Annotated in this window: 20 protein-coding genes; 13 read left to right on the forward strand and 7 right to left on the reverse strand. The window is 46.2% G+C overall.

Translation table 11 applies throughout. The features are described from left to right. The first annotated feature begins 226 nt into the window (after positions 1-226). The 3 genes from ACOJUN_RS06130 to ACOJUN_RS06140 all read left to right on the forward strand — a co-directional run bounded on the left by ACOJUN_RS06130 (position 227) and on the right by ACOJUN_RS06140 (position 3,585). Positions 227-1,648 (forward strand): cytidylyltransferase domain-containing protein, encoded by a 1,422-nt coding sequence (locus ACOJUN_RS06130; protein ID WP_422135779.1) that lies wholly within the window; start codon positions 227-229, stop codon positions 1,646-1,648. Between the two features lie 5 nt (positions 1,649-1,653). Continuing rightward, positions 1,654-2,193: a bifunctional 4-hydroxy-2-oxoglutarate aldolase/2-dehydro-3-deoxy-phosphogluconate aldolase gene (gene eda / locus ACOJUN_RS06135; RefSeq protein WP_422135780.1), complete on the forward strand. Its 540-nt coding sequence runs from the start codon at positions 1,654-1,656 to the stop codon at positions 2,191-2,193. 357 nt (positions 2,194-2,550) lie between these two features. After that, positions 2,551-3,585, forward strand: coding sequence for a polysialyltransferase family glycosyltransferase (locus tag ACOJUN_RS06140; RefSeq protein WP_422135781.1), 1,035 nt, complete (start codon positions 2,551-2,553; stop codon positions 3,583-3,585). A gap of 196 nt (positions 3,586-3,781) precedes the next feature. Here ACOJUN_RS06140 and ACOJUN_RS06145 read toward each other — a convergent pair whose 3' ends face one another. Together ACOJUN_RS06145 and argH are read right to left on the reverse strand one after the other, a co-directional pair. Next, positions 3,782-4,864, reverse strand: a complete 1,083-nt coding sequence (locus ACOJUN_RS06145) for a Fic family protein (protein WP_422135782.1) — start codon at positions 4,862-4,864, stop codon at positions 3,782-3,784. 152 nt (positions 4,865-5,016) lie between these two features. Then, on the reverse strand, positions 5,017-6,396 hold the full coding sequence (argH, locus tag ACOJUN_RS06150; protein ID WP_422135783.1) for an argininosuccinate lyase: 1,380 nt from the start codon (positions 6,394-6,396) through the stop codon (positions 5,017-5,019). 255 nt (positions 6,397-6,651) lie between these two features. On the opposite strand from argH, the gene ACOJUN_RS06155 reads away from it, so the two are divergent. Both ACOJUN_RS06155 and ACOJUN_RS06160 read left to right on the forward strand, forming a co-directional pair. Continuing rightward, positions 6,652-7,752 carry a sensor histidine kinase gene (locus tag ACOJUN_RS06155; RefSeq protein WP_422135784.1) on the forward strand — a complete coding sequence of 367 codons (1,101 nt, stop codon included), beginning with the start codon at positions 6,652-6,654 and terminating at the stop codon, positions 7,750-7,752. Beyond that, positions 7,730-8,464: a LytR/AlgR family response regulator transcription factor gene (locus ACOJUN_RS06160; protein WP_422135785.1), complete on the forward strand. Its 735-nt coding sequence runs from the start codon at positions 7,730-7,732 to the stop codon at positions 8,462-8,464. The genes ACOJUN_RS06155 and ACOJUN_RS06160 overlap by 23 nt, the downstream gene beginning before the upstream one ends. 18 nt (positions 8,465-8,482) lie before the next feature. Here the strand turns inward: ACOJUN_RS06160 and ACOJUN_RS06165 are convergent, their stop codons facing one another. Continuing rightward, positions 8,483-8,974, reverse strand: a complete 492-nt coding sequence (locus ACOJUN_RS06165) for a DUF29 domain-containing protein (RefSeq protein WP_422135786.1) — start codon at positions 8,972-8,974, stop codon at positions 8,483-8,485. 177 nt (positions 8,975-9,151) lie between these two features. Between ACOJUN_RS06165 and hemC the strand changes: the two genes are divergently transcribed. The 8 genes from hemC (at position 9,152) to trmB (ending at position 15,709) form a co-directional block, all read left to right on the forward strand. Continuing rightward, on the forward strand, positions 9,152-10,072 hold the full coding sequence (hemC, locus tag ACOJUN_RS06170; RefSeq protein ID WP_422135787.1) for a hydroxymethylbilane synthase: 921 nt from the start codon (positions 9,152-9,154) through the stop codon (positions 10,070-10,072). A 13-nt stretch (positions 10,073-10,085) separates the two neighbouring features. Next, positions 10,086-10,862, forward strand: a complete 777-nt coding sequence (locus tag ACOJUN_RS06175) for a uroporphyrinogen-III synthase (protein ID WP_422135788.1) — start codon at positions 10,086-10,088, stop codon at positions 10,860-10,862. Further along, positions 10,859-12,205 carry a uroporphyrinogen-III C-methyltransferase gene (locus tag ACOJUN_RS06180; protein WP_422135789.1) on the forward strand — a complete coding sequence of 449 codons (1,347 nt, stop codon included), beginning with the start codon at positions 10,859-10,861 and terminating at the stop codon, positions 12,203-12,205. The genes ACOJUN_RS06175 and ACOJUN_RS06180 overlap by 4 nt, the downstream gene beginning before the upstream one ends. Continuing rightward, positions 12,202-13,449 carry a heme biosynthesis HemY N-terminal domain-containing protein gene (locus ACOJUN_RS06185; protein ID WP_422135790.1) on the forward strand — a complete coding sequence of 416 codons (1,248 nt, stop codon included), beginning with the start codon at positions 12,202-12,204 and terminating at the stop codon, positions 13,447-13,449. Before ACOJUN_RS06180 ends, ACOJUN_RS06185 begins: the two co-directional genes overlap by 4 nt. Continuing rightward, positions 13,446-13,826: a DUF423 domain-containing protein gene (locus tag ACOJUN_RS06190; protein ID WP_422135791.1), complete on the forward strand. Its 381-nt coding sequence runs from the start codon at positions 13,446-13,448 to the stop codon at positions 13,824-13,826. Before ACOJUN_RS06185 ends, ACOJUN_RS06190 begins: the two co-directional genes overlap by 4 nt. A 56-nt stretch (positions 13,827-13,882) precedes the next feature. Further along, positions 13,883-14,365, forward strand: coding sequence for a DUF29 domain-containing protein (locus ACOJUN_RS06195; protein WP_422135792.1), 483 nt, complete (start codon positions 13,883-13,885; stop codon positions 14,363-14,365). 66 nt (positions 14,366-14,431) lie between these two features. After that, entirely contained in the window at positions 14,432-14,890 is a 459-nt protein-coding gene (locus ACOJUN_RS06200; protein WP_317144599.1) for a hypothetical protein, read from the forward strand. Positions 14,891-14,992: 102 nt separating this feature from the next. Further along, positions 14,993-15,709 carry a tRNA (guanosine(46)-N7)-methyltransferase TrmB gene (gene trmB / locus ACOJUN_RS06205; RefSeq protein WP_422135793.1) on the forward strand — a complete coding sequence of 239 codons (717 nt, stop codon included), beginning with the start codon at positions 14,993-14,995 and terminating at the stop codon, positions 15,707-15,709. A 48-nt stretch (positions 15,710-15,757) separates the two neighbouring features. Here the strand turns inward: trmB and ACOJUN_RS06210 are convergent, their stop codons facing one another. From ACOJUN_RS06210 to ACOJUN_RS06225, 4 genes are all read right to left on the reverse strand, one after another. Continuing rightward, a complete protein-coding gene (locus ACOJUN_RS06210) occupies positions 15,758-16,087 on the reverse strand; it encodes a DUF3392 family protein (RefSeq protein ID WP_422135794.1) in 330 nt (109 codons plus the stop codon). Between the two features lie 83 nt (positions 16,088-16,170). Next, a complete protein-coding gene (gene hemW / locus ACOJUN_RS06215) occupies positions 16,171-17,310 on the reverse strand; it encodes a radical SAM family heme chaperone HemW (RefSeq protein WP_422135795.1) in 1,140 nt (379 codons plus the stop codon). 72 nt (positions 17,311-17,382) lie between these two features. Then, the gene (locus tag ACOJUN_RS06220) at positions 17,383-18,003 is read right to left on the reverse strand and encodes an XTP/dITP diphosphatase (protein ID WP_422135796.1); all 621 of its coding nucleotides are present in this window, start codon (positions 18,001-18,003) and stop codon (positions 17,383-17,385) included. Further along, a complete protein-coding gene (locus tag ACOJUN_RS06225) occupies positions 18,000-18,476 on the reverse strand; it encodes a DUF4426 domain-containing protein (RefSeq protein ID WP_422135797.1) in 477 nt (158 codons plus the stop codon). Before ACOJUN_RS06225 ends, ACOJUN_RS06220 begins: the two co-directional genes overlap by 4 nt. Between the last annotated feature and the right edge of the window lie 3 nt (positions 18,477-18,479).

Genomic DNA, 18,479 nt, shown 5'->3' on the forward strand with positions numbered 1-18,479 from the left:
ATTTAACGTGGAACAATGAGATATTGCAGATTATGAATCGCAAGGGTGGTTACTGAAAGAATACCTGTGTTTAAAGCTTTTTCATTCTCTGAAAGTAAAGGCTGTTCTGTATTAATGTTCGAAGAACCGAGTTTAGTTAATAACCTTAAAGGGCTGAAAAATAAAAAATTAATAGAGTCTCGTTATCTAATCCGTATTAATGTCTGAGAGTAAAAAGGTTAAAAGTATGTATAAAGATTATGATCTCGGAGTAGTAATACCTGTCCGCTTAGGTAGCTCCCGCGTATCGCAAAAAGCACTTCTTCCCGTAGGTCCAGATAACATCCCACTATTAGCCTGGAAAATACGACAACTTAAGAAAGTCATTTCACCTGAGAATATATATATCAGCACCGAATCTGATGAGTTGAAAACAATTGCTCTTGATGAAGGAGTAAAAATTCATCATCGTGAATTTCATCTGGCTGACGGTCACAAGGCATCCTTTAGTGACGTTATTGTAGGAGTAGTAAAAGATATTCCCCATGAGCATATCGCTTGGGTAACCTGTGTTGTACCCTTAATGAGTCCTCAGGAGTATTTGCAGGGCTTTCGAGAATACAAAGAGCATGTGCTCCCTGTAAATACTAAGTTTGACAGTTTGGTTTCGGTAAACTTACTGAAGGAGTACTTCTGGGATGATGATGGAGCGTTAAACTATAAGGCAACTAAAGAACATACCATCAGTCAGAATTTGCCAAATATTTACAGGGTTACAAATGGCCTATATATGTCAAGCAAAGAAAATATGCTCAAGAACGAATATATATTAGGAGTCAGACCTTATAAGTCCTGCGTTTCTAAAATTGCGGGCATCGATATTGATGAATATGAAGACTATGAAATAGCTCGTGATCTGATTGGCATTTATAAGTCTAATGAGAAAAAAGTTCTTGCCGATAAAATGGTCTTCCTTGACTTTGACGGAGTGATTTTTGACTCAGCTATTGAAGCTTACGCTGTTGCAATGATCACCTCGGGAAAAGCAGAAAATTTAAATGATATTGATATTAATAGCGATCATGCAAAAGCCTTTTTATCTCAACGCTATCAAATAGGCCCTGCATGGAACTATTACTATTTACTAAATGCCATTGATCAGAAACTGGTTGAACAATTTTCTCAATTCTTGCCAGACCAGCCAGGCACTGAAGCCAAAGAGTTTATGGCAAGCTTCTTTGCAGTCAGAAAAAATCTCAGAAAAAACAACTGGGATAACTGGCTGGCTCTTAATAAGCTCTATGAAGGCTCGAGAGGTTTCTTGGACCTGCTTGAGAATTATGAAAATTCCTGCATTGTCACAACAAAAGACAGAGAAACAGTTCAAGCTCTATTGCAAACAAATGGTGTTAGCCGGGAAGTCAAAATATATGATGCTTCCGATTATGAGAAACACGGTTGTAAATCCCGTTTGATTGATGGACTTATCAAAGAAAATAGTGTCAACAAGGCAATTTTTGTTGATGATTCATACAAACATTTGGAGAAGTGTAATTGGGTCAGCAATCTGGAAGTCGTTCATGCTCGCTGGGGCTATGTTGCTCCCGATCTATATCAGGATAACAAATTCGAAGTTCTTAATAAATTAACGGCCATGCTGCAGGAGTAAAGTTGATGGATTATTTGAATGGTCAGATTGTTGCTGTACTTATTATTAATGAGCTAAAAGGCTTGAAGATTAGAATTAATAAACTTATTGAGAATGGCTATTCTGTTTTTGAAGTGACTTTAAGAACTGATTGCGCATTTGATGCGATACGAAAGATAAAAGAAGACTTTCCAACAGTTAAAGTAGGAGCAGGTACAATCCTTTCGGAGCAGCAGGCAGAACAGGCTGCTTACGCTGGTGCCGATTTTGGTGTTGCACCGGGATTTAATATCACCGTTGCAAAAAAGGCGAAAAGTCTCAATCTGCCTTTTATTCCTGGTGTTGCAACACCTTCTGAGATTGAAACTGCACGAGAAAATGGTTACAAGCTGCTTAAGCTTTTTCCGGCCAAAGTTCTGGGGGGAGTAAACTACTTGAAAGCACTGTCAGGTCCCTATAAAGACGTGAAGTTCATGCCTACAGGTGGTATTACACAGAAAACAGCTCAAGATTATCTGGGTTTGCGAAATGTTGACTGCATCGGTGGAACCTGGATGAATGAATAACTTATTAGATACTATCTTAAAAAGCACACATTAAGCGACTTCGGATCTATTCTGACGTTACAGAGAGAAAACTGGGCCGCTTATTTAATTTTTCTTAGCCACAGACAGCAGATATAACTTATCTCAGATAAGAATCTATAAGACGCTGGAGAATAATTTGCATTGGTTACTGGAATTTTTTTCAAAAGATCAATCACCAGTAAAAAAGGCAGAAAAAAACAATGCCTCAATGAAACAACCTATTCATAGCTTATATTTCTATTTCTTATAATAGAAAAAAACCACTTAATTAGATTACTAAATTTCTCCAACCTTCTTATCAAAAACAACTCAATCTACAGAATGCATTAATCTACCATGAAAACAAATGACTCATTAATCAACATCTTCTTCATCAACTCATCATTCCAACTTGTTAGTTCAATACTGATTGCTAAAGACACTAGTTCTTTTTTCTTCTGCTTTAAGAAACAAAACTATGAAGCAGCAAAGGACTATGGGTTAAAAAATGTTTTTCTTCTAAAATACCGAGAAGCTTCAAAATTTGCACGAAAGTTGTCTACCCGAGAAAATATAAGATTCATTTTTTCAATAATTAAAGATAACAATCCTAAATCTATAAATTTCCATTCAACTTCAATATCTAGCACAAGATACAATTATTTCATTGCAGCTTCAAAGAAGAACTTCCCAGAAAAGAAAATAACATTTAATATAATACCTGACGGCACTCATAACTTGGTAATCCACCCCATTTCAAAAAACAAGTTAAAGCGTGTCAATAAAAGAAAAAAGTCTCTCATTGATAAAGCAGTCGGTCTAAAATACACACCTTTTAAAGAAGACAGACATGGGATGCTAAGCAACAAGGTATCCCATATTTATACTATTCCAGGAACGACAGAAGGCTTACCGGCAGAGAAGACAAAAGAACTCCCACCCTTTACAACAGAGTTTTCAATAACACCTAATAATCAAACATCTAAGTCTGCACTCATCATCGGCCAACCTCTAACCAACTGGGGTATTACTGATGAAGCCTCCTCAAAAGCTATTAGCCAGAACCTTATTAGTTATCTGTGTTCAAAAAATATAAAAGACGTACTATTTATCCCACACCCAACAAATAGGAGTGACAAAAAAATAGAGTTTTGCTCAGAAGATTTTAAAATATACTCAGGTTCATCCCCCATTGAGTTATTGATGATAAAAAACCAATATGATTATGTCATCGGTTTCTCCAGCACAGCACTCATCACAGCCAAGCTTATTTATGGAAATAGCAACAAAATAGTCTGCATTGGTAAGGATTTATTTAACTACAAAGAACATCCCATGCTTAAAAAAATAGTTTCTCATTTTAAAGAGATAGGTGTAGATTGTATGCCTTAAGCTAATTAGTTGTACGTGAGGAATACACTATAGACAGTTTATTCCTCACCCTATCGGCTAATGGAAAGTCGTTACCCCGTCTAACCATCTTCACAGCCAACCTCATCTGCCCAAACGCAGTCCCACCAATATTATCTCTCGAACAGCCCGCTCCAACGTCAAACTAACACCCCCTCGCCAGAGAATCGCTCTCCAATCACTGACCAATATTCAGAAACAGTGTAACCAGAGGTTCGTTAATATAATAATTGCTTCGCCCCATTTTTTGCTTAATCAAAAACCCCTTACCACACAGCTGATTCAGGTATTTGGTGGCAGTCAGTCGGCTGACATTCAGTTCTTTCTCAATAAACTCTATTTTTGTGTAAGGGTGACAGAACAGATGGTTGAGCAGATCCTGACTGTAAATTTTGGGGAGTTCTTTACGCATTCTATGCTTTACAGCCTGCATCCGGTTTTTTATTTCATCAATCAGAGTTGTTGTTTCTTTTGATGTTTCTGATATGGCTTCAAGCATGAACAGTAACCAGCCTTCCCACTCCTCATGGTCTCTCACTGCTTGTAATCGTGAGTAGTACTCAGCCTTGTTGCGAATAATATAACGGCTTAAGTAGAGCACTGGCAGGTCCAGTAACTGTTGAGTGATCAGGTAAAGGATATTGATGATTCGACCTGTTCGGCCATTCCCGTCGTAAAATGGATGAATACTCTCAAACTGGAAGTGGATAACCGCCATTTTTACCAGTGGATCATTGTCTGAAAGTCCATGGTCGTTAAGATAAGCCACCAGGTTTGCCATCTGTGACTCAACCTTTTCCGGATTTTGAGGAGGGGTATAGACGACTTCACCCGTAGAGGTGTTTTTTAATTCAGTTCCAGGCAGTTTGCGTAAGCCTGCCCTGTTTTCTTCCAGTGTTTGCTGAATATCGAGAATGTCCTGAAAGCGAAGCATCCCTGTTTTCCTGACAGTGTCGAAGCCACGACTCAATGCTCTGGCGTAATTTTTAACTTCCTTGGTTGCAGGGCTATAGGGTGACACTGTCAGGTCGTTTTTAAACAGTTCATCATGAGTTGTGACAATATTCTCCACTTCTGAGCTGTCTTTGGCTTCCTGAAGCGTCAGGGTGCTGACCAAAATGGTTTCATTAGGAATGGAGCGAACTACACCTTTCAGTTCTGCCAGATGCCGGTGAGCTAAAGCCAGTTTTTTTAATACCTGCCGTGTTTCCAGCTCATTTTCTCTGGGCAGGGGAAGCCCTTCCGGTTGATAAGGGGCCACAGTTACTCCCAATATGTATAGGAAAGTGCCGTTTTCTATACAGGTTATCAGAACATGTATAGAAAACCGATATTCTCTATACATATTTGTTGGATCTGTATAGAAAAACAGGACTTCTTATACATGTTCAGCGCTCAGGCAAATGAAGGAAATTACTGACTTAAAGCCTGCTTCACAGCCAACCTCACCTGCTGCGGCGCAGTCCCGCCTATATGATCCCTCGCAGCAACAGACCCTTCCAGTGTCAACACATCAAACACATCTTCCTTAATAGAGTCTGAGAAAACCGTGAGTTCTTCCAGAGTCATCTCTGACAAGTCCTTGTTCTTCTCAATGCCGTAGGCCACTGCTTTGCCAACCACTTCGTGGGCGTTGCGAAATGGCACGCCCTGTCTGACCAGGTAGTCTGCCAGATCGGTCGCGGTGCTGAATCCGCGGCGAGCCGCCTCTTTCATGTTTTCTTTCCTGGACTGGATGTGTGGAACCATATCGGCAAAGGCTCGCAGGCAGTCTTTTAGGGTATCTACGGTATCAAACAGTGGTTCTTTATCTTCCTGATTGTCTTTGTTGTAGGCCAGTGGCTGAGATTTCATCAGCGTCAGCAGGCTAACCAGGTGACCATTCACCCTTCCTGTCTTACCTCTTACCAGTTCGGGGACATCCGGGTTTTTCTTTTGGGGCATGATGGATGAACCGGTACAGAAACGATCGGGCAGATCAATAAAATTAAACTGGGCTGATGTCCAAAGTACCAGCTCTTCCGACATACGCGACAGGTGCGTCATCAGCAGTGCACCCACCGAACAAAATTCTATGGCGAAGTCCCTGTCGCTGACAGAGTCCAGTGAGTTTCTGGATGGGCGATCAAAACCTAAAGCCTTGGCAGTGAATTCACGATCAATCGGATAGGTTGTGCCTGCCAGCGCAGCTGCTCCCAGAGGCGATACGTTAACCCGCTTTCTGCAGTCCTGTAGACGTTCGCTGTCTCTTACCAGCATTTCATACCAGGCCATCAGATGATGTCCAAATGTCACGGGTTGTGCGGTTTGCAGATGAGTGAAGCCCGGCATAATGGTGTCAGCTTCCTGCTCTGCCAGATTCACCAGACCTGTCTGCAAACGTTTTAACTCATCACCTATATGGTCAATTTCTTCCCTGAGCCACAGACGAATATCGGTCGCTACCTGATCGTTTCTGGAACGGCCGGTGTGCAGTTTCTTACCCGCATCACCAATTCTGTCTGTCAGTCTGGCTTCAATATTCATATGAATATCTTCCAGCTCGATAGACCAGTCGATGTTGTTGTTTTCTATATCTTTCAGAATGCTTTCGAGCCCATCCAGAATGGCTGACAGCTCATCCTGGCTCAGAATGCCTGATTTTTGCAGCATTCGAGCATGAGCCATCGAGCCTTCTATATCGTGACGATAAAGGCGACGATCAAAATCAATGGAGGCGGTGAATCGAGCAACAAATGCATCCACACCCTCGCTGAACCTTCCGCCCCACTGCTGATTGCTGCTATCAGACATGTTCTACCTCTTTCTTTGTTGGCTCATGGCTGTTGGTTAGCTCATGGCTGTTTTGCATTCTGCAGGCTGATTTCTTGATGCCAGCAGCATCATTGTTCTGATTTTTATAGCCAGCCTGTGGATGACTGAAGCTGGCTGCGGCATTATAAGGGTAACCGGGTGATTTTACATAGCGCACCCAACCAAATAAGAATAATTATTCTATTTTTGTGAATTTTTATAAATTTTCAAATACCAGAGACAGGATGCTCCCTCTTGCCATTTAAAACCACCAGGAACCAGGATGAAGACGACTTTTTCCTGCCGGATTTATGCTCTCCCGGTGCTGTCTTTATGTTGGTTCTGGTCTCTGAGCTTTTTGTCCTTATTCAGGTACTCACTTTGCCCGGCCCGGGTGATCTTGACTGGAACCGTCTGGCCATGACTTCCATGTTTGTCCAGTGGATCTCTCTGGTCTCAGGTGCTGTTCTTTGCCGACTCAGGCCCATTCTGAAGCGTCAGAAGCTGACAGTTATCATCAGCAGCTGTCTTGGCGTCGTGGCTACCACCACGCTGATATTCACGCTCGCAGCCCAATGGTTTCTGTGGCGGGATGCTTTTATTGACACCTACCCGGAATGGACCCAGCTGATCAGACATGTCACTGTTGCCCTCATCATCACAGCCATGCTGCTGCGCTATTTCTATGTTCAACAGGAAGCCAGAAAAGAGCAGAAAGCCAGCCACACCGCTCGCTTTGAGGCTTTGCAGGCTCGAATCCGCCCTCACTTTCTTTTTAATTCGATGAATATCATTGCCAGTCTGATTCATATTGACCAGGACAAGGCCGAGCAGGCCGTTGAAGATTTATCGGACCTCTTTCGCTCCAGCCTTCAGGATCATGGCAAGAATATTACCCTGAGTCGGGAAATCGAGCTCTGTCAGCGCTATTTAAGAATTGAGCAGCACAGGCTGGGAGACCGTCTGCAGACCCGGTGGAATATTGAGTTAACCCCTGAAGAGGTTGACATTCCGCCCCTTACTCTGCAGCCCATTGTTGAAAATGCGGTTTATCATGGCATCCAGCCACTGGAAAAAGGTGGCACTGTGAGTGTAGATATTCGCAGGAGCAACGATAACATCACTATCAGAGTCCGAAACCCGGTCCAGAGTAGCCCTTCCAGTTTTGCCAAAGGGGCTCAGGGTAATCAGTTGGCTCTGGCAAATATCCGCTCCAGACTGAATATGCTTTTTGGTAACAAAGCCAGTGTAGAAGCTCAGCTGTTTGAGGGTGAGAGTGGAAATACCCAGGAGTTTGAAACATTGATCACTTACCCTTACGGTGGCGATAACCATGAACATACTGATCACCGATGATGAACCGCTGGCAAGAGACCGTCTGCGACATTTGTTGGGACGTTTAGAAGGCTTTCAGGCTCTGGAGTACGATGCAGGTAATGGCATTGAAGCCCTTGAGCTTTGTCGTAAATACCAGCCAGACATTGTCTTGATGGATATTCGTATGCCTGTTATGGGAGGCCTGGAGGCGGCCGCTCATATCAGCAAGCTGGAGCGTCCACCTGCTATCATTTTCTGCACCGCTTATGACACTCACGCCATTGAAGCTTTTCAGGTTCAGGCGGTTGGCTATCTGCTGAAGCCTGTCAAGCTTGAAGATCTGCAACAAGCGCTGACCGGAGCCGCTAAAGTTAATCGATTACAGCTGGCCAGCCTCAAAGATGATCTGAATGATAACGCCCGCAGCCATATCGCAGCCAAGACGCTCAGAGGGATAGAGCTGGTTCCTCTGGATGATATCTACTACTTTATGGCGGACAGCAAATACATCACGGTCTATCACAAGAACGGTGAAGTGCTCATTGATGACCCACTGAAAGACTTGGAGTCCGAGTTTAGTTCCAGATTTGTTCGAATCCACAGGAACGCTCTGGTGGCCAGAAAAGCCATAGAGAGGATGATTCGTGACGAGCAGGGTCACTACTCTATCCAGCTCAGTGGTGTCGAAAAGCTTCTTTCAGTAAGCCGTCGGCATGTGCCACTGATGAAGAAGTTTATGCAATCACTGTGAGGCCTACGGGTGCCAGGCTTAACTGAGCCTGGCTTGTGGTAAAAAGTCTTCGCCCATAACCTGCTCAAGTGTCCATGGGCAATCTTCGGGGAAGTCTTTCGTGGTAAAATGTCTTGAATCCACATAACTGTTTAACCCCTTGGCAGCCAATATTCGGGCCTGCTGGTAAGCCTCAAGGTAGATAGCCTGTTGCTTTGACTGCAGGTTGGGATTATCTGCCAGGACCGCTGCTGCGGCATACCTCTGAATTTGAATTGTATCCACCCAGCTGCGAAACCAATGATCCATATCCCTGAGGTCATTGACCTGATTCTGCTGAAAGTCCCATTTTAACAAGTGGCTAAGTAGCTGAATAAGGTGTCTCTTGAAAGCTCTTGGCTCACTCTTTCCCATATCAGCTAACTCTTCCAGCAAATTTCCAAGATCAAGCTCATCAAAACGCCTGGCAGCCAGCAGCTTTTTCTGTTCTTCAATCCAGAGCATGTAATCGGTTTTATAAAGGTCTGTCATAAGCGCCTCCACTGGAATAACAAGCTAGTTGCTATTTTAACCTCCGGCAACTGCCTTCAGGAAAAGTAACGGTTGGTCACAACTACAGACTATCGTATTATCCCAGTCTTCATAGGACCACTCAGCCATCGTTGCCCTTTTTTGTAGATTGAAAGTTTATTGATTGAAAGCCTCCCCATGAAAACCATCCGCATCGCGACAAGAAAAAGTGCCCTGGCCCTCTGGCAGGCTGAATACGTAAAAGAGCGTCTGGAGTACTTTCACCCGGGTATCCGGGTGGAGCTGGTAAAGATGACCAGCAAGGGTGATCGGATTCTGGATTCACCTCTGGCCAAAATCGGTGGCAAAGGCCTGTTTGTAAAAGAATTGGAAACGGCTATGCTGGAGAGCAGGGCTGATATCGCCGTTCACTCCATGAAAGACGTACCTATGGAGTTTCCAAAAGGGCTCGAGCTGGGTGTTATCTGCCCTCGCGAAAACCCACTGGATGCATTTGTTTCCAACACCTACAACCAGCTGAGCGATCTGCCTGAGGGCGCCATCGTGGGTACATCCAGCCTGCGCCGCCAATGCCAGATCCTTGCAAAAAGACCGGATCTAAAGATTGAATTCCTGCGGGGCAACGTTAACACACGTCTGGCCAAGCTGGACGATGGCCAATACGACGCCATCATTCTTGCAGCGGCAGGATTGATCAGGCTGGGGATGAAAAATCGGATCAAATCGGCCCTGCCCCCTGAACTCAGTCTGCCAGCGGCGGGTCAGGGTGCAGTGGGTATTGAGATTCGTTCTGACGATGAATCGATCAAACACTTTCTGGCCCCATTGCATCATGAAGAAACTGCAACACGAGTCCTTGCAGAAAGAGCCATGAACCGAAAATTAAATGGCGGCTGTCAGGTACCCATTGGTTGCTACTCTGAACTCATCGACGACCAGCTCTACATCCGGGGCCTTGTGGGTCAACCGGATGGCAAAGTCATACTGAGCGCAGAAGTCTATTGTGCACCTTCCGATGGTGAGAAAGGCGGGGTCCAGCTGGCAGAATCCTTGCTGGCACAGGGTGCAGACCGAATTCTCGCAGAGTTGCTGCATTAATGTGAGCCGTGTCATGATAAACAGCCGTGAGATAAGGGCTTTGGTTACCCGCCCCAGGGAGCAGGCAGAGCCACTGGTTGCCATGATTCAGAACCAGGGGGCCATGGCATGGTCTTTACCAATGATCCAAATCCAACCGCTCGCAGAGAGCCAGACACTGCGAGACCGGATTTTACAGCTGGATCAGTACAGTAAAGTCGTTGTGATCAGTCAGAATGCCGCCAGGCTGGGTCTGGAACATATAGAGAACTACTGGCCACAAATGCCTTTGAAGATCCACTGGTATGCCGTCGGCCCAAAAACACGACGATGGCTTAAGAGTAATGGCATTGATGCGACTTACCCGGAGATAAGACAAAAGCCCGGTGACAGTGAAGCACTGTTGCGACTGGAGAGCCTTCAGCAGGTCAGCGGAGAAAAAATACTGATTCTGAAAGGAAAAGGTGGTAGAGAACTGCTGGAGAACACCCTCAGAAATCGGGGAGCCCAGGTGGATTGCCTGGAACTTTATGAACGCCAGAAGCCCGATTACCCGGAAGATTATCTGAACAGGCTGATCAAAGATCATGCTATTAATGTCATACTGACCAGTAGTGGTGAGATTCTGGCCAATACCGCAGACTACCTTTCTCCGGCTTTAAGCCAGGAGTGCTGTCTGGTGGTTCCCAGCGATAGAATTGCCAGAATGCCAGAGGCTCAAGCATTCAAACGGGTTTATACCGCTCGCGGCGCCGACAATCACGCCATGATCTCGGTACTGAACCTGATTAACAGCGAAGGGTTAACGTGAGCAAGAAAGATCAGAACGCCAGTAAACTCGAGCAGACCGAACCGAAAGAACTGGCCAGGTCAGCAGGGCCTTCCAAAAAACAGGAAAGCAAGCCAACTTCAGCAGGCTCCAGAAAACAGCCTCAAAAATCAGCATCAAAGCCAGGACGAAAGCTGTCTGTCCTGGCCGTGTTGCTTGCAATCATTGCACTGGGATTGAGCGGCGGTTTAGGTTGGCGGCTCATTCATTGGGAGCAGAAACAACCCTCCCTTATTGAGGGGCAGGAACAGCAGCAAACCCAGATTGCGCGACTTCAGGCCAGGCTCGCTGAAATAAACAGTGATCTCACGCCTATCAAAACCGAACTGAGCGAACAGGAAAGTCGAAGTGAACGTTTGCTCAGTCGCACCGACAGCCTGACCAAAAACCTTCAGGAACTCACCGGTAGCAGTCTGGATGGCTGGAAGCTGGCAGAAGTAGAATACCTGCTCAGTCTCGCTAACCAGCGTCTGCTCATGTCATCTGATATCCAATCAGCCAAAGCTCTCCTTAACAGTGCTGACAAGATGCTGCTTGAGTTGGACAACTATAATTTGTATCCCGTTCGGGAAGCACTGGCAGAAGATATAGCTTCTCTCAACAGTCTCCCGGATCTCGATCAGGAAGGGCTCTACCTGAAGCTTGAAGCGCTCACCCGGCAGATTGACCAATTGCCCCTGATGGAAAAAAAGACCCTGCAACAACCTTTAGCAACCGTATCAAAATCTTCTGACATGCCATCCGCAGGCACTCCATCTACAGAAACTGCCAAGTGGCAGACTGTCGCCCTCTCAATGCTGAATAATACCTGGGAGAGCTTTGTCAGCCTGTTCAGGTTCACTCCGGATCGCGATCAGAAAATCACCTCACTACTGACACCCCAAGAGAATATTATCATTCGCCAAAACCTACAGTTGATGCTGGAGCAGGCCAAGTTGTCAGTCCTCTCCAGAGACCAGGCTATCTACAACAGTAGCTTGCAACAGGCTTCAAACTGGATAGAAAAATACTTTCCCCTTTCAGGGTCTCAGGCGACCGCAATGCTGGACGAGCTGAAGGTTTTAGACAAAATCACCGTAAAACCTGTAACCATCAATATCAGCCGTGCTTTGAGCTTGCTGAAATCCAGCCAGTTAAACGATACCCCGGAGAATAAAAAAAATACGACAGGACAAACTGAATCTGCACAGAGTGCTCAGACTGTCCAGAACAGTCCAGCCGAAAAAGCACCTGAAGTGACTGACCAGACAACCACAGAAAACCGGACAGAACATTCTCAGCCCTCAGAAGCACCTGCTAATTCTTCAGAGGAGCCCCGGAAATGAAGAGTTTTATCATCTTCCTGGCGATTCTGGGCATTACTTTTGGTCTGGCAAATACCATGATCAGTGACAGCGGCTATGTGCTTATCTCTTACAACACGACTACGTTCGAAAGCACACTGTGGGGACTGTTTCTACTGATAGGTCTTGCCATAGGTGCGTTATGGCTTGTCTGGATTATCCTGAAACTGATTTTCGACGTCACTGGTTTTATCTATCCAATGACTTCGGGCGCCAAAGAAAGGCGAGCCCGTAAATTAACAACCCGCGGCTTTGTCGAGTTCACTCAGGGACACTGGAAAAAAGCTGAGCGACTGCTTTCGCAGGCAGCGGACTATGGCTCGTCACCGTTACTGAATTATCTTGCTGCCGCCCGAGCGGCTCATGAAAATGATGACCCTGAAGCCTCTGCCGAATACCTTCGCCGAGCCGATCACAAGGAGCCCGGTGCAGAGTTGGCTATTGGTATTACCCAGGCTCAGCTGCAACTGTCATCGGGTCAACTGGAGCAGGCACTGGCCACTCTGACCAAGCTGCACAAGCAGGTTCCACGACATTGCTACGTCCTGAAGATGCTGAAGCAGGTTTATACCCGTCTGAATGACTGGCAATCACTTGCAGCCTTGTTACCCAAGCTGAAAAAGCAAAAAATCGTTTCCGATAAAGAGTATCGCACCACTGAGCTTCAGTGCTTTGAGGCCCTTTTCAATCAAGCCTTTAACAATGGCCGCAGTTTTACCTCTCTGGAGCAGAAAATAAAACCTGCAACTCAAATCTGGAACAGTTTGTCGTCCAGTCAAAAACACAACTCTGCCATGATCTATCGATATGCGAAGTGCCTAACAGATCTGGGAGCAGAAGAGAAAGCAGAAGCTCTGCTCAGAGAAAACCTGAAGAAACACTACTGCAGCGACATGGCTCTGCTCTACGGCAAGATTAAGGGCAGGGATGTGAAGAAGCAGCTGCATTTTGCCGAAGCCATGCTCAATGAAAGACCTAACGACGCCGACCTGCTACTGACCCTGGGTCGTCTGTCTCTCCGTAATGAACTCTGGGGTAAAGCCAGGGAATACTTTGAAGCCAGCCTGAGACTCAGCAAACGGATTGATACCTATAACGAGTTGGGCCGCCTTATGGCTCATATGGAAGATCATGAAAAAAGCTCTCTGTACTTTCAGGAAGGATTGAGACTTGCAGCGGGGAGTGTTGTTGATCTGTTGCCGACAAAAGTTACGGATAAAAAATGACCCGACTCTACCTGTTACCCGGTGCCCTTTGTGGTTTTTTGTCTGTGGCTCTGGGCGCATTTGGGGCCCATGCTCTGAAAGATCAGCTGTCCGAGCGCTACATAGACGTATGGGCAACAGCGACGGATTACCAGTTCTATCATAGTCTGGCTCTGGTTCTTGTTGCCGTTCTTGCCCTCCATTTCAAAGACTCCAGAAAGCTGAGATGGAGCGCCAGACTGTTTCTCGCGGGTATCATCCTCTTTTCCGGTAGCCTGTATATTCTTGCCATCACCGGAATTGGCTGGCTGGGTGCGATCACCCCACTGGGTGGCATCTCGTTGATGCTGGGTTGGCTTTTTCTGGCCATCTTTGCTGTCACCGAACTTTATGATTAATGTTTTTGATGCTCCGGTACTTTTTGCCTACATTAGGAAGTTCATGGAGGTGATTTATGGATAATCTTTACGAGACAGACTTTTACCAATGGGTTCAGAAGCAAAAACAGCTCTTGATTAACCGCCAGTTTGACCAGCTTGATTTGGAAAACCTCATTGAGGAAGTAGGGGATATGGGTAAGAGTGAGCCAAGATCGATAGAGTCTCACTTGACTACTCTTCTCCTTCACTTATTGAAATATGAATACCAAACCTATCAACTGGAGGATAGATGGATAGCTGAAATGGTCGTCCATACCTGGTACCCCAGCATGGATAATCCCAGGCGTGAAATACGAAAATTGCTCAAACAAAGCCCGTCTCTTCAGACCAAAACCAGCCAGTTGATGCATGATGCTTACGCAGAAGCCAGAATCGATGCCATCAAACAAATGAACAGGTACATCAAGCAAAAAAGCAGAAAACTCAATGCCAGCAGCTTCCCGGATGATTGCCCCTGGACTTTTGAGCAAATAATGGGAGACGACTGGCTACCTTGATCCGGTTGTTGAAGGGAGACGTGAGCATTGCTTTTTGATTGATCCAGACTCCACAGGAGGTCAACCATGTCACTGAGTATTAATCTCGTTAAATACGAGGCAGCCAATGATGGAAAGCTCTACGAAACCAATGCTGACCTCATTGAAACAGCTTTTGTCACTTCATCCTTACTCGAGGAATTAAAGAATCAATTTTCCTTAGCAGAAAAGAATATCTTTGAAGCTCTAGGTTCTGAAGATCACTATTCAATAGACTGCTTTAATGACTCGGATGTTGAAGCCGCTATCAGAAAGCTGGAAGAAATTTTTTTATCCATTTTAAAATCAGATGGAAAAAAGTTACATGGCAAGATGGAACCTGATGCCCCTGAAAACCTCCCTTCCAAGTACTCTGACCCCATTAGCTCAGAGGATATTGAAGACTCAATTAGCCGTTTTAGAACACTCACCAACTTGATAAACGTGTTCAAGTTAAAGCACGACCAGTTCAGAAAGGATGACTCCGCTGTACTCAAGGTTGGATAACAAACACATGAGCAAACCTGAATCCGGTAGCCAAAGGTTTCCAAGTCAACACAGTTTAGGTATCTTACGCCGACTTTTTCATTTGCAGATTATGTACCTCTCATGACCAGCTCAGTTGATCCTGATCACACCCCCGATCCGACTAAACGTCGGGAAATCAAAAGTTTTGTCCTGCGCGCAGGTCGTATGACCACAGGGCAGCGTCGTGGCTGGGATGAATGCTGGGACAAGTGGGGTCTACAGAAAGAAGACGGGCCATTAAACATCAGTGAAGCCTTTGGCCGGGAGGCACCTGTCGTATTGGAAATCGGTTACGGCATGGGACTGTCACTGGTGGCTATGGCAAAAGCCGAAAGCGACAAAAACTTTATCGGTATTGAGGTTCACCGCCCGGGAGTTGGCAGTCTGTTGAATGAATCCCAGCTGGCAGGCGTCACCAATGTTCGCAGCTATTGCGATGATGCCGTTGAAGTGCTTCGCGACTGCATTGCCGACGGCAGCCTGTCCAGAGTTCAGATTTATTTCCCTGATCCCTGGCACAAAAAGCGTCATCACAAGCGTCGCCTGATTCAACCCAAATTTATTGCAGCCATCAGACCGAAACTGGCGTTGGGTGGCGTTATTCATCTGGCCACAGACTGGGAAAACTACGCCGAACAAATGATGGACGTCATGACGGCCGCTGAAGGGTTTAAAAATCAGGAAAGTGAAGGTCAATACGCACCAAGGCCAGATTTCAGACCGCTGACCAAGTTTGAAAAGCGCGGTCACAGGCTGGGTCACGGCGTTTGGGATCTGCTGTTCGAAAGAACGGAATAAACCTTACCCCATCCGGAAGGGGCAGAGTTTCAATCGCTGCTCCTCTTCTCAATGCCCCAGCTTCTCCGACAATATCCCGACACAGACTGCGATTACCAGCAATACCGGAGCGAGAGTGTAATGATTGAAGTAGCCCAGTAAATTGCCGAGCCACTGTGGCACAAAATAGAAGATGGCGCCAAACAGGGCAAGATTCAAAACAGCTCTTGCAGGGATTCTCACCGCAGCGTGCAGCCGATTCATCCAGCCACTGCTCCATGAGGCAATAAAACGCCCCACAAATGCCACGGCTACCGCTGTCAGAGCCATAGCGATGACACCAAGATGCTCACGAGCCAACTTTGACAGAAAAATAATGCCGTCTGTTATCCATTCCATAGTTCACCCTCCGTTTTGAGTGCGTAAACAATTCGCAACAGATTCCAAAAAAATGGCGTCCAGTCGCTACCTGAGCGAGAAAATCACCCATCCGTAAACAAAGCCAACAGATCATTCAGAAAGAGTCGCCCCTGCTTTGTTGGCTGTAGTCGATCCTGCTCCAGCAAACCTTTTTCAATCGCCAGCTGACATTGAACGTCTATGTCAGAAAGTGCCATTCCGGTTCTCTGCACAAACAATGAGTGATCAACCCCCTGGTTAAGACGCAGAACATTCATCATAAACTCAATCGGCAGATCATCCCTACCCAATATCCTGCTGCCCGATTCAAAGGGTTTGTCCATTGCCAGATAATCGGAAGGCATCCTGGTTTTCCAGTTTCGATAAATCCTGCCCGTCTCCCGCTGGGTGATCTTGCCATGGGCCCCTGCACCAATACCGATATAGTCACCAAACTGCCAATAGTTCAGATTATGTTTTGCCTGCTTGCCGGGTCGGCTGTAGGCCGAAATTTCATACTGCTGATAGCCCGCCTCTGCCAGTAAATCCCACCCTTCTTCCTGGATCGACCAGAGGGTATCATCCTCTGGCAGGATGGGCGTTTTTGAATAGAAAACCGTATTGGGTTCAATGGTGAGCTGGTACCAGGAAATATGAGTCGGCTCCAGTGCAACCGCTTTTTCCAGATCTGACAGGCCATCCTGAATGCTTTGCCCGGGCAGTCCGTGCATCAGATCAATATTGAAGTTATCAAAGCCCATCCCCCTGAGGGACTCAATCGCTTTGCGTGCTTCTTCCGAACTGTGAATACGGCCCAGCGCCTTGAGCTTTTCATCCTGAAAACTCTGAACCCCTAATGACAATCGGTTGATGCCGGCTTTTCGATAATCTTTGAACCGATCATGCTCATAGGTGCCGGGGTTGGCTTCCATGGTGATTTCAATACCCGGCGCGAAACGGATTCGTTTTTCCAGCTCAGAGAGAAAACGATCAAAGCCTTTGGCAGACATCAAACTGGGAGTACCGCCACCAAAGAAAATCGTATGCAAGGCTCTCCCCTGGAGAGAACTCACTTCGCTGTCAAAGTCTTCCAACAGGGCGTTGACATAAGCTTCTTCAGGAATACCATCACTGAGTGCATGGGAGTTGAAGTCACAATAGGGGCATTTTTTGACACACCAGGGGATGTGAACATAAAGACTCAATGGAGGGAGTTCGAGCATATCGAGAATCAGGTCAGGTGATTAAAGCAGCCAGATAACATCACCGGCCGCATAAAGAAAAAAAGTCGTCTATCAGGAGCCTTCTTTTAACTGCGCCAGAAGCTGCGCCATGGCTTTGGCCCGATGGCTGATACTGTTTTTCTGTTCCCGACTGAGTTCAGCCGCTGCACACTTGTGGTCAGGTACATAAAAAAGCGGATCATAACCAAAGCCCTGATTACCTGCAGGCGACTCCAGAATGTAGCCTTCCCAGCTTCCGTGACAGATCACAGGGGTAGGGTCTTCGGCATGACGCATATAGACCAGCACGCTGTGAAAACGAGCGGTTCTTTGCTCTTTGGGTAATCCGTCCAGGCTCTGCAAAAGCTTCTGATTGTTGGCTTTGTCGGTGGCATCGTCACCGGCAAATCGTGCCGAGTAAATACCTGGCTGGCCATTCAGGGCATCCACTTCAATTCCGGAGTCATCAGCAATAGCTGCAAGACCTGAGATTTTTGCTGCATTTCTGGCCTTGATCAAGGCATTTTCTATAAAAGTCAGCCCTGTTTCCTCAACAGAATCTATACCGAACTCACTTTGAGCCAACACTTTAAAGTCAAGCCCCGAGAGCATCTGCTGAAGCTCCCTCAGCTTGCCCTGGTTACCACTGGCCAATACCACTTTTTTTGGCTCTTTTTTTAGCAACGAACTCACTGGCCGCCCTCGTAAAATTTCTGGCTGAACTGAATGGTATGACTCTGACTGGAACCTTCAGGGTGTACTTTGATGGTGAATTTTAGCATTTCTTCATTACTGAACCGGAAACCTGCCAGGTAATAGATGGCATCACCTTCTTTTATTTCCTTGAAATTCAGAGCCGACTGCTGACCCAGAAGGTTGGCGGCATTACCATCAAAAGAGGCTTTTACCGCCTTGCCTTCGTCGCTGTCCCTGACGTTTCTGACAACCATATTGACCAGACCATTTTTTGGGCCGCGCTCCAGATCATACGTTTTGGCTATGCCCGGCTGAATAAAGGTGCTGGGGAAGGCACTGTAATAGACTTCATAATCGCCAAACCGAGCCGGTTTGTCATTCATGACACGGGCTTCAGGCACCCCGGCAGCATGGGCTCCTGAAAAAACGGCAAGCGCCAACAGTAAACTAAGCAGCCTTACACAAGCCATGAC

The sequence above is a fragment of the Endozoicomonas sp. ALD040 genome, from assembly GCF_049275945.1.
In the GTDB taxonomy this organism is placed as follows: domain Bacteria; phylum Pseudomonadota; class Gammaproteobacteria; order Pseudomonadales; family Endozoicomonadaceae; genus Endozoicomonas_A.

Bases quoted from the DNA above. Each gene is read 5' to 3' on its own strand.
- ACOJUN_RS06130 (WP_422135779.1), top strand. From the start codon at position 227: ATGTATAAAGATTATGATCTCGGAGTAGTAATACCTGTCCGCTTAGGT.
- ACOJUN_RS06140 (WP_422135781.1), top strand. From the start codon at position 2,551: ATGAAAACAAATGACTCATTAATCAACATCTTCTTCATCAACTCATCA.
- ACOJUN_RS06185 (WP_422135790.1), top strand. From the start codon at position 12,202: ATGAAGAGTTTTATCATCTTCCTGGCGATTCTGGGCATTACTTTTGGT.
- eda (WP_422135780.1), top strand. From the start codon at position 1,654: ATGGATTATTTGAATGGTCAGATTGTTGCTGTACTTATTATTAATGAG.
- ACOJUN_RS06200 (WP_317144599.1), top strand. From the start codon at position 14,432: ATGTCACTGAGTATTAATCTCGTTAAATACGAGGCAGCCAATGATGGA.
- hemW (WP_422135795.1), bottom strand. From the start codon at position 17,310: ATGCTCGAACTCCCTCCATTGAGTCTTTATGTTCACATCCCCTGGTGT.
- ACOJUN_RS06175 (WP_422135788.1), top strand. From the start codon at position 10,086: ATGATAAACAGCCGTGAGATAAGGGCTTTGGTTACCCGCCCCAGGGAG.
- trmB (WP_422135793.1), top strand. From the start codon at position 14,993: ATGACCAGCTCAGTTGATCCTGATCACACCCCCGATCCGACTAAACGT.
- argH (WP_422135783.1), bottom strand. From the start codon at position 6,396: ATGTCTGATAGCAGCAATCAGCAGTGGGGCGGAAGGTTCAGCGAGGGT.
- ACOJUN_RS06195 (WP_422135792.1), top strand. From the start codon at position 13,883: ATGGATAATCTTTACGAGACAGACTTTTACCAATGGGTTCAGAAGCAA.
- ACOJUN_RS06160 (WP_422135785.1), top strand. From the start codon at position 7,730: ATGAACATACTGATCACCGATGATGAACCGCTGGCAAGAGACCGTCTG.
- ACOJUN_RS06190 (WP_422135791.1), top strand. From the start codon at position 13,446: ATGACCCGACTCTACCTGTTACCCGGTGCCCTTTGTGGTTTTTTGTCT.
- ACOJUN_RS06225 (WP_422135797.1), bottom strand. From the start codon at position 18,476: ATGGCTTGTGTAAGGCTGCTTAGTTTACTGTTGGCGCTTGCCGTTTTT.
- ACOJUN_RS06210 (WP_422135794.1), bottom strand. From the start codon at position 16,087: ATGGAATGGATAACAGACGGCATTATTTTTCTGTCAAAGTTGGCTCGT.
- ACOJUN_RS06165 (WP_422135786.1), bottom strand. From the start codon at position 8,974: ATGACAGACCTTTATAAAACCGATTACATGCTCTGGATTGAAGAACAG.
- hemC (WP_422135787.1), top strand. From the start codon at position 9,152: ATGAAAACCATCCGCATCGCGACAAGAAAAAGTGCCCTGGCCCTCTGG.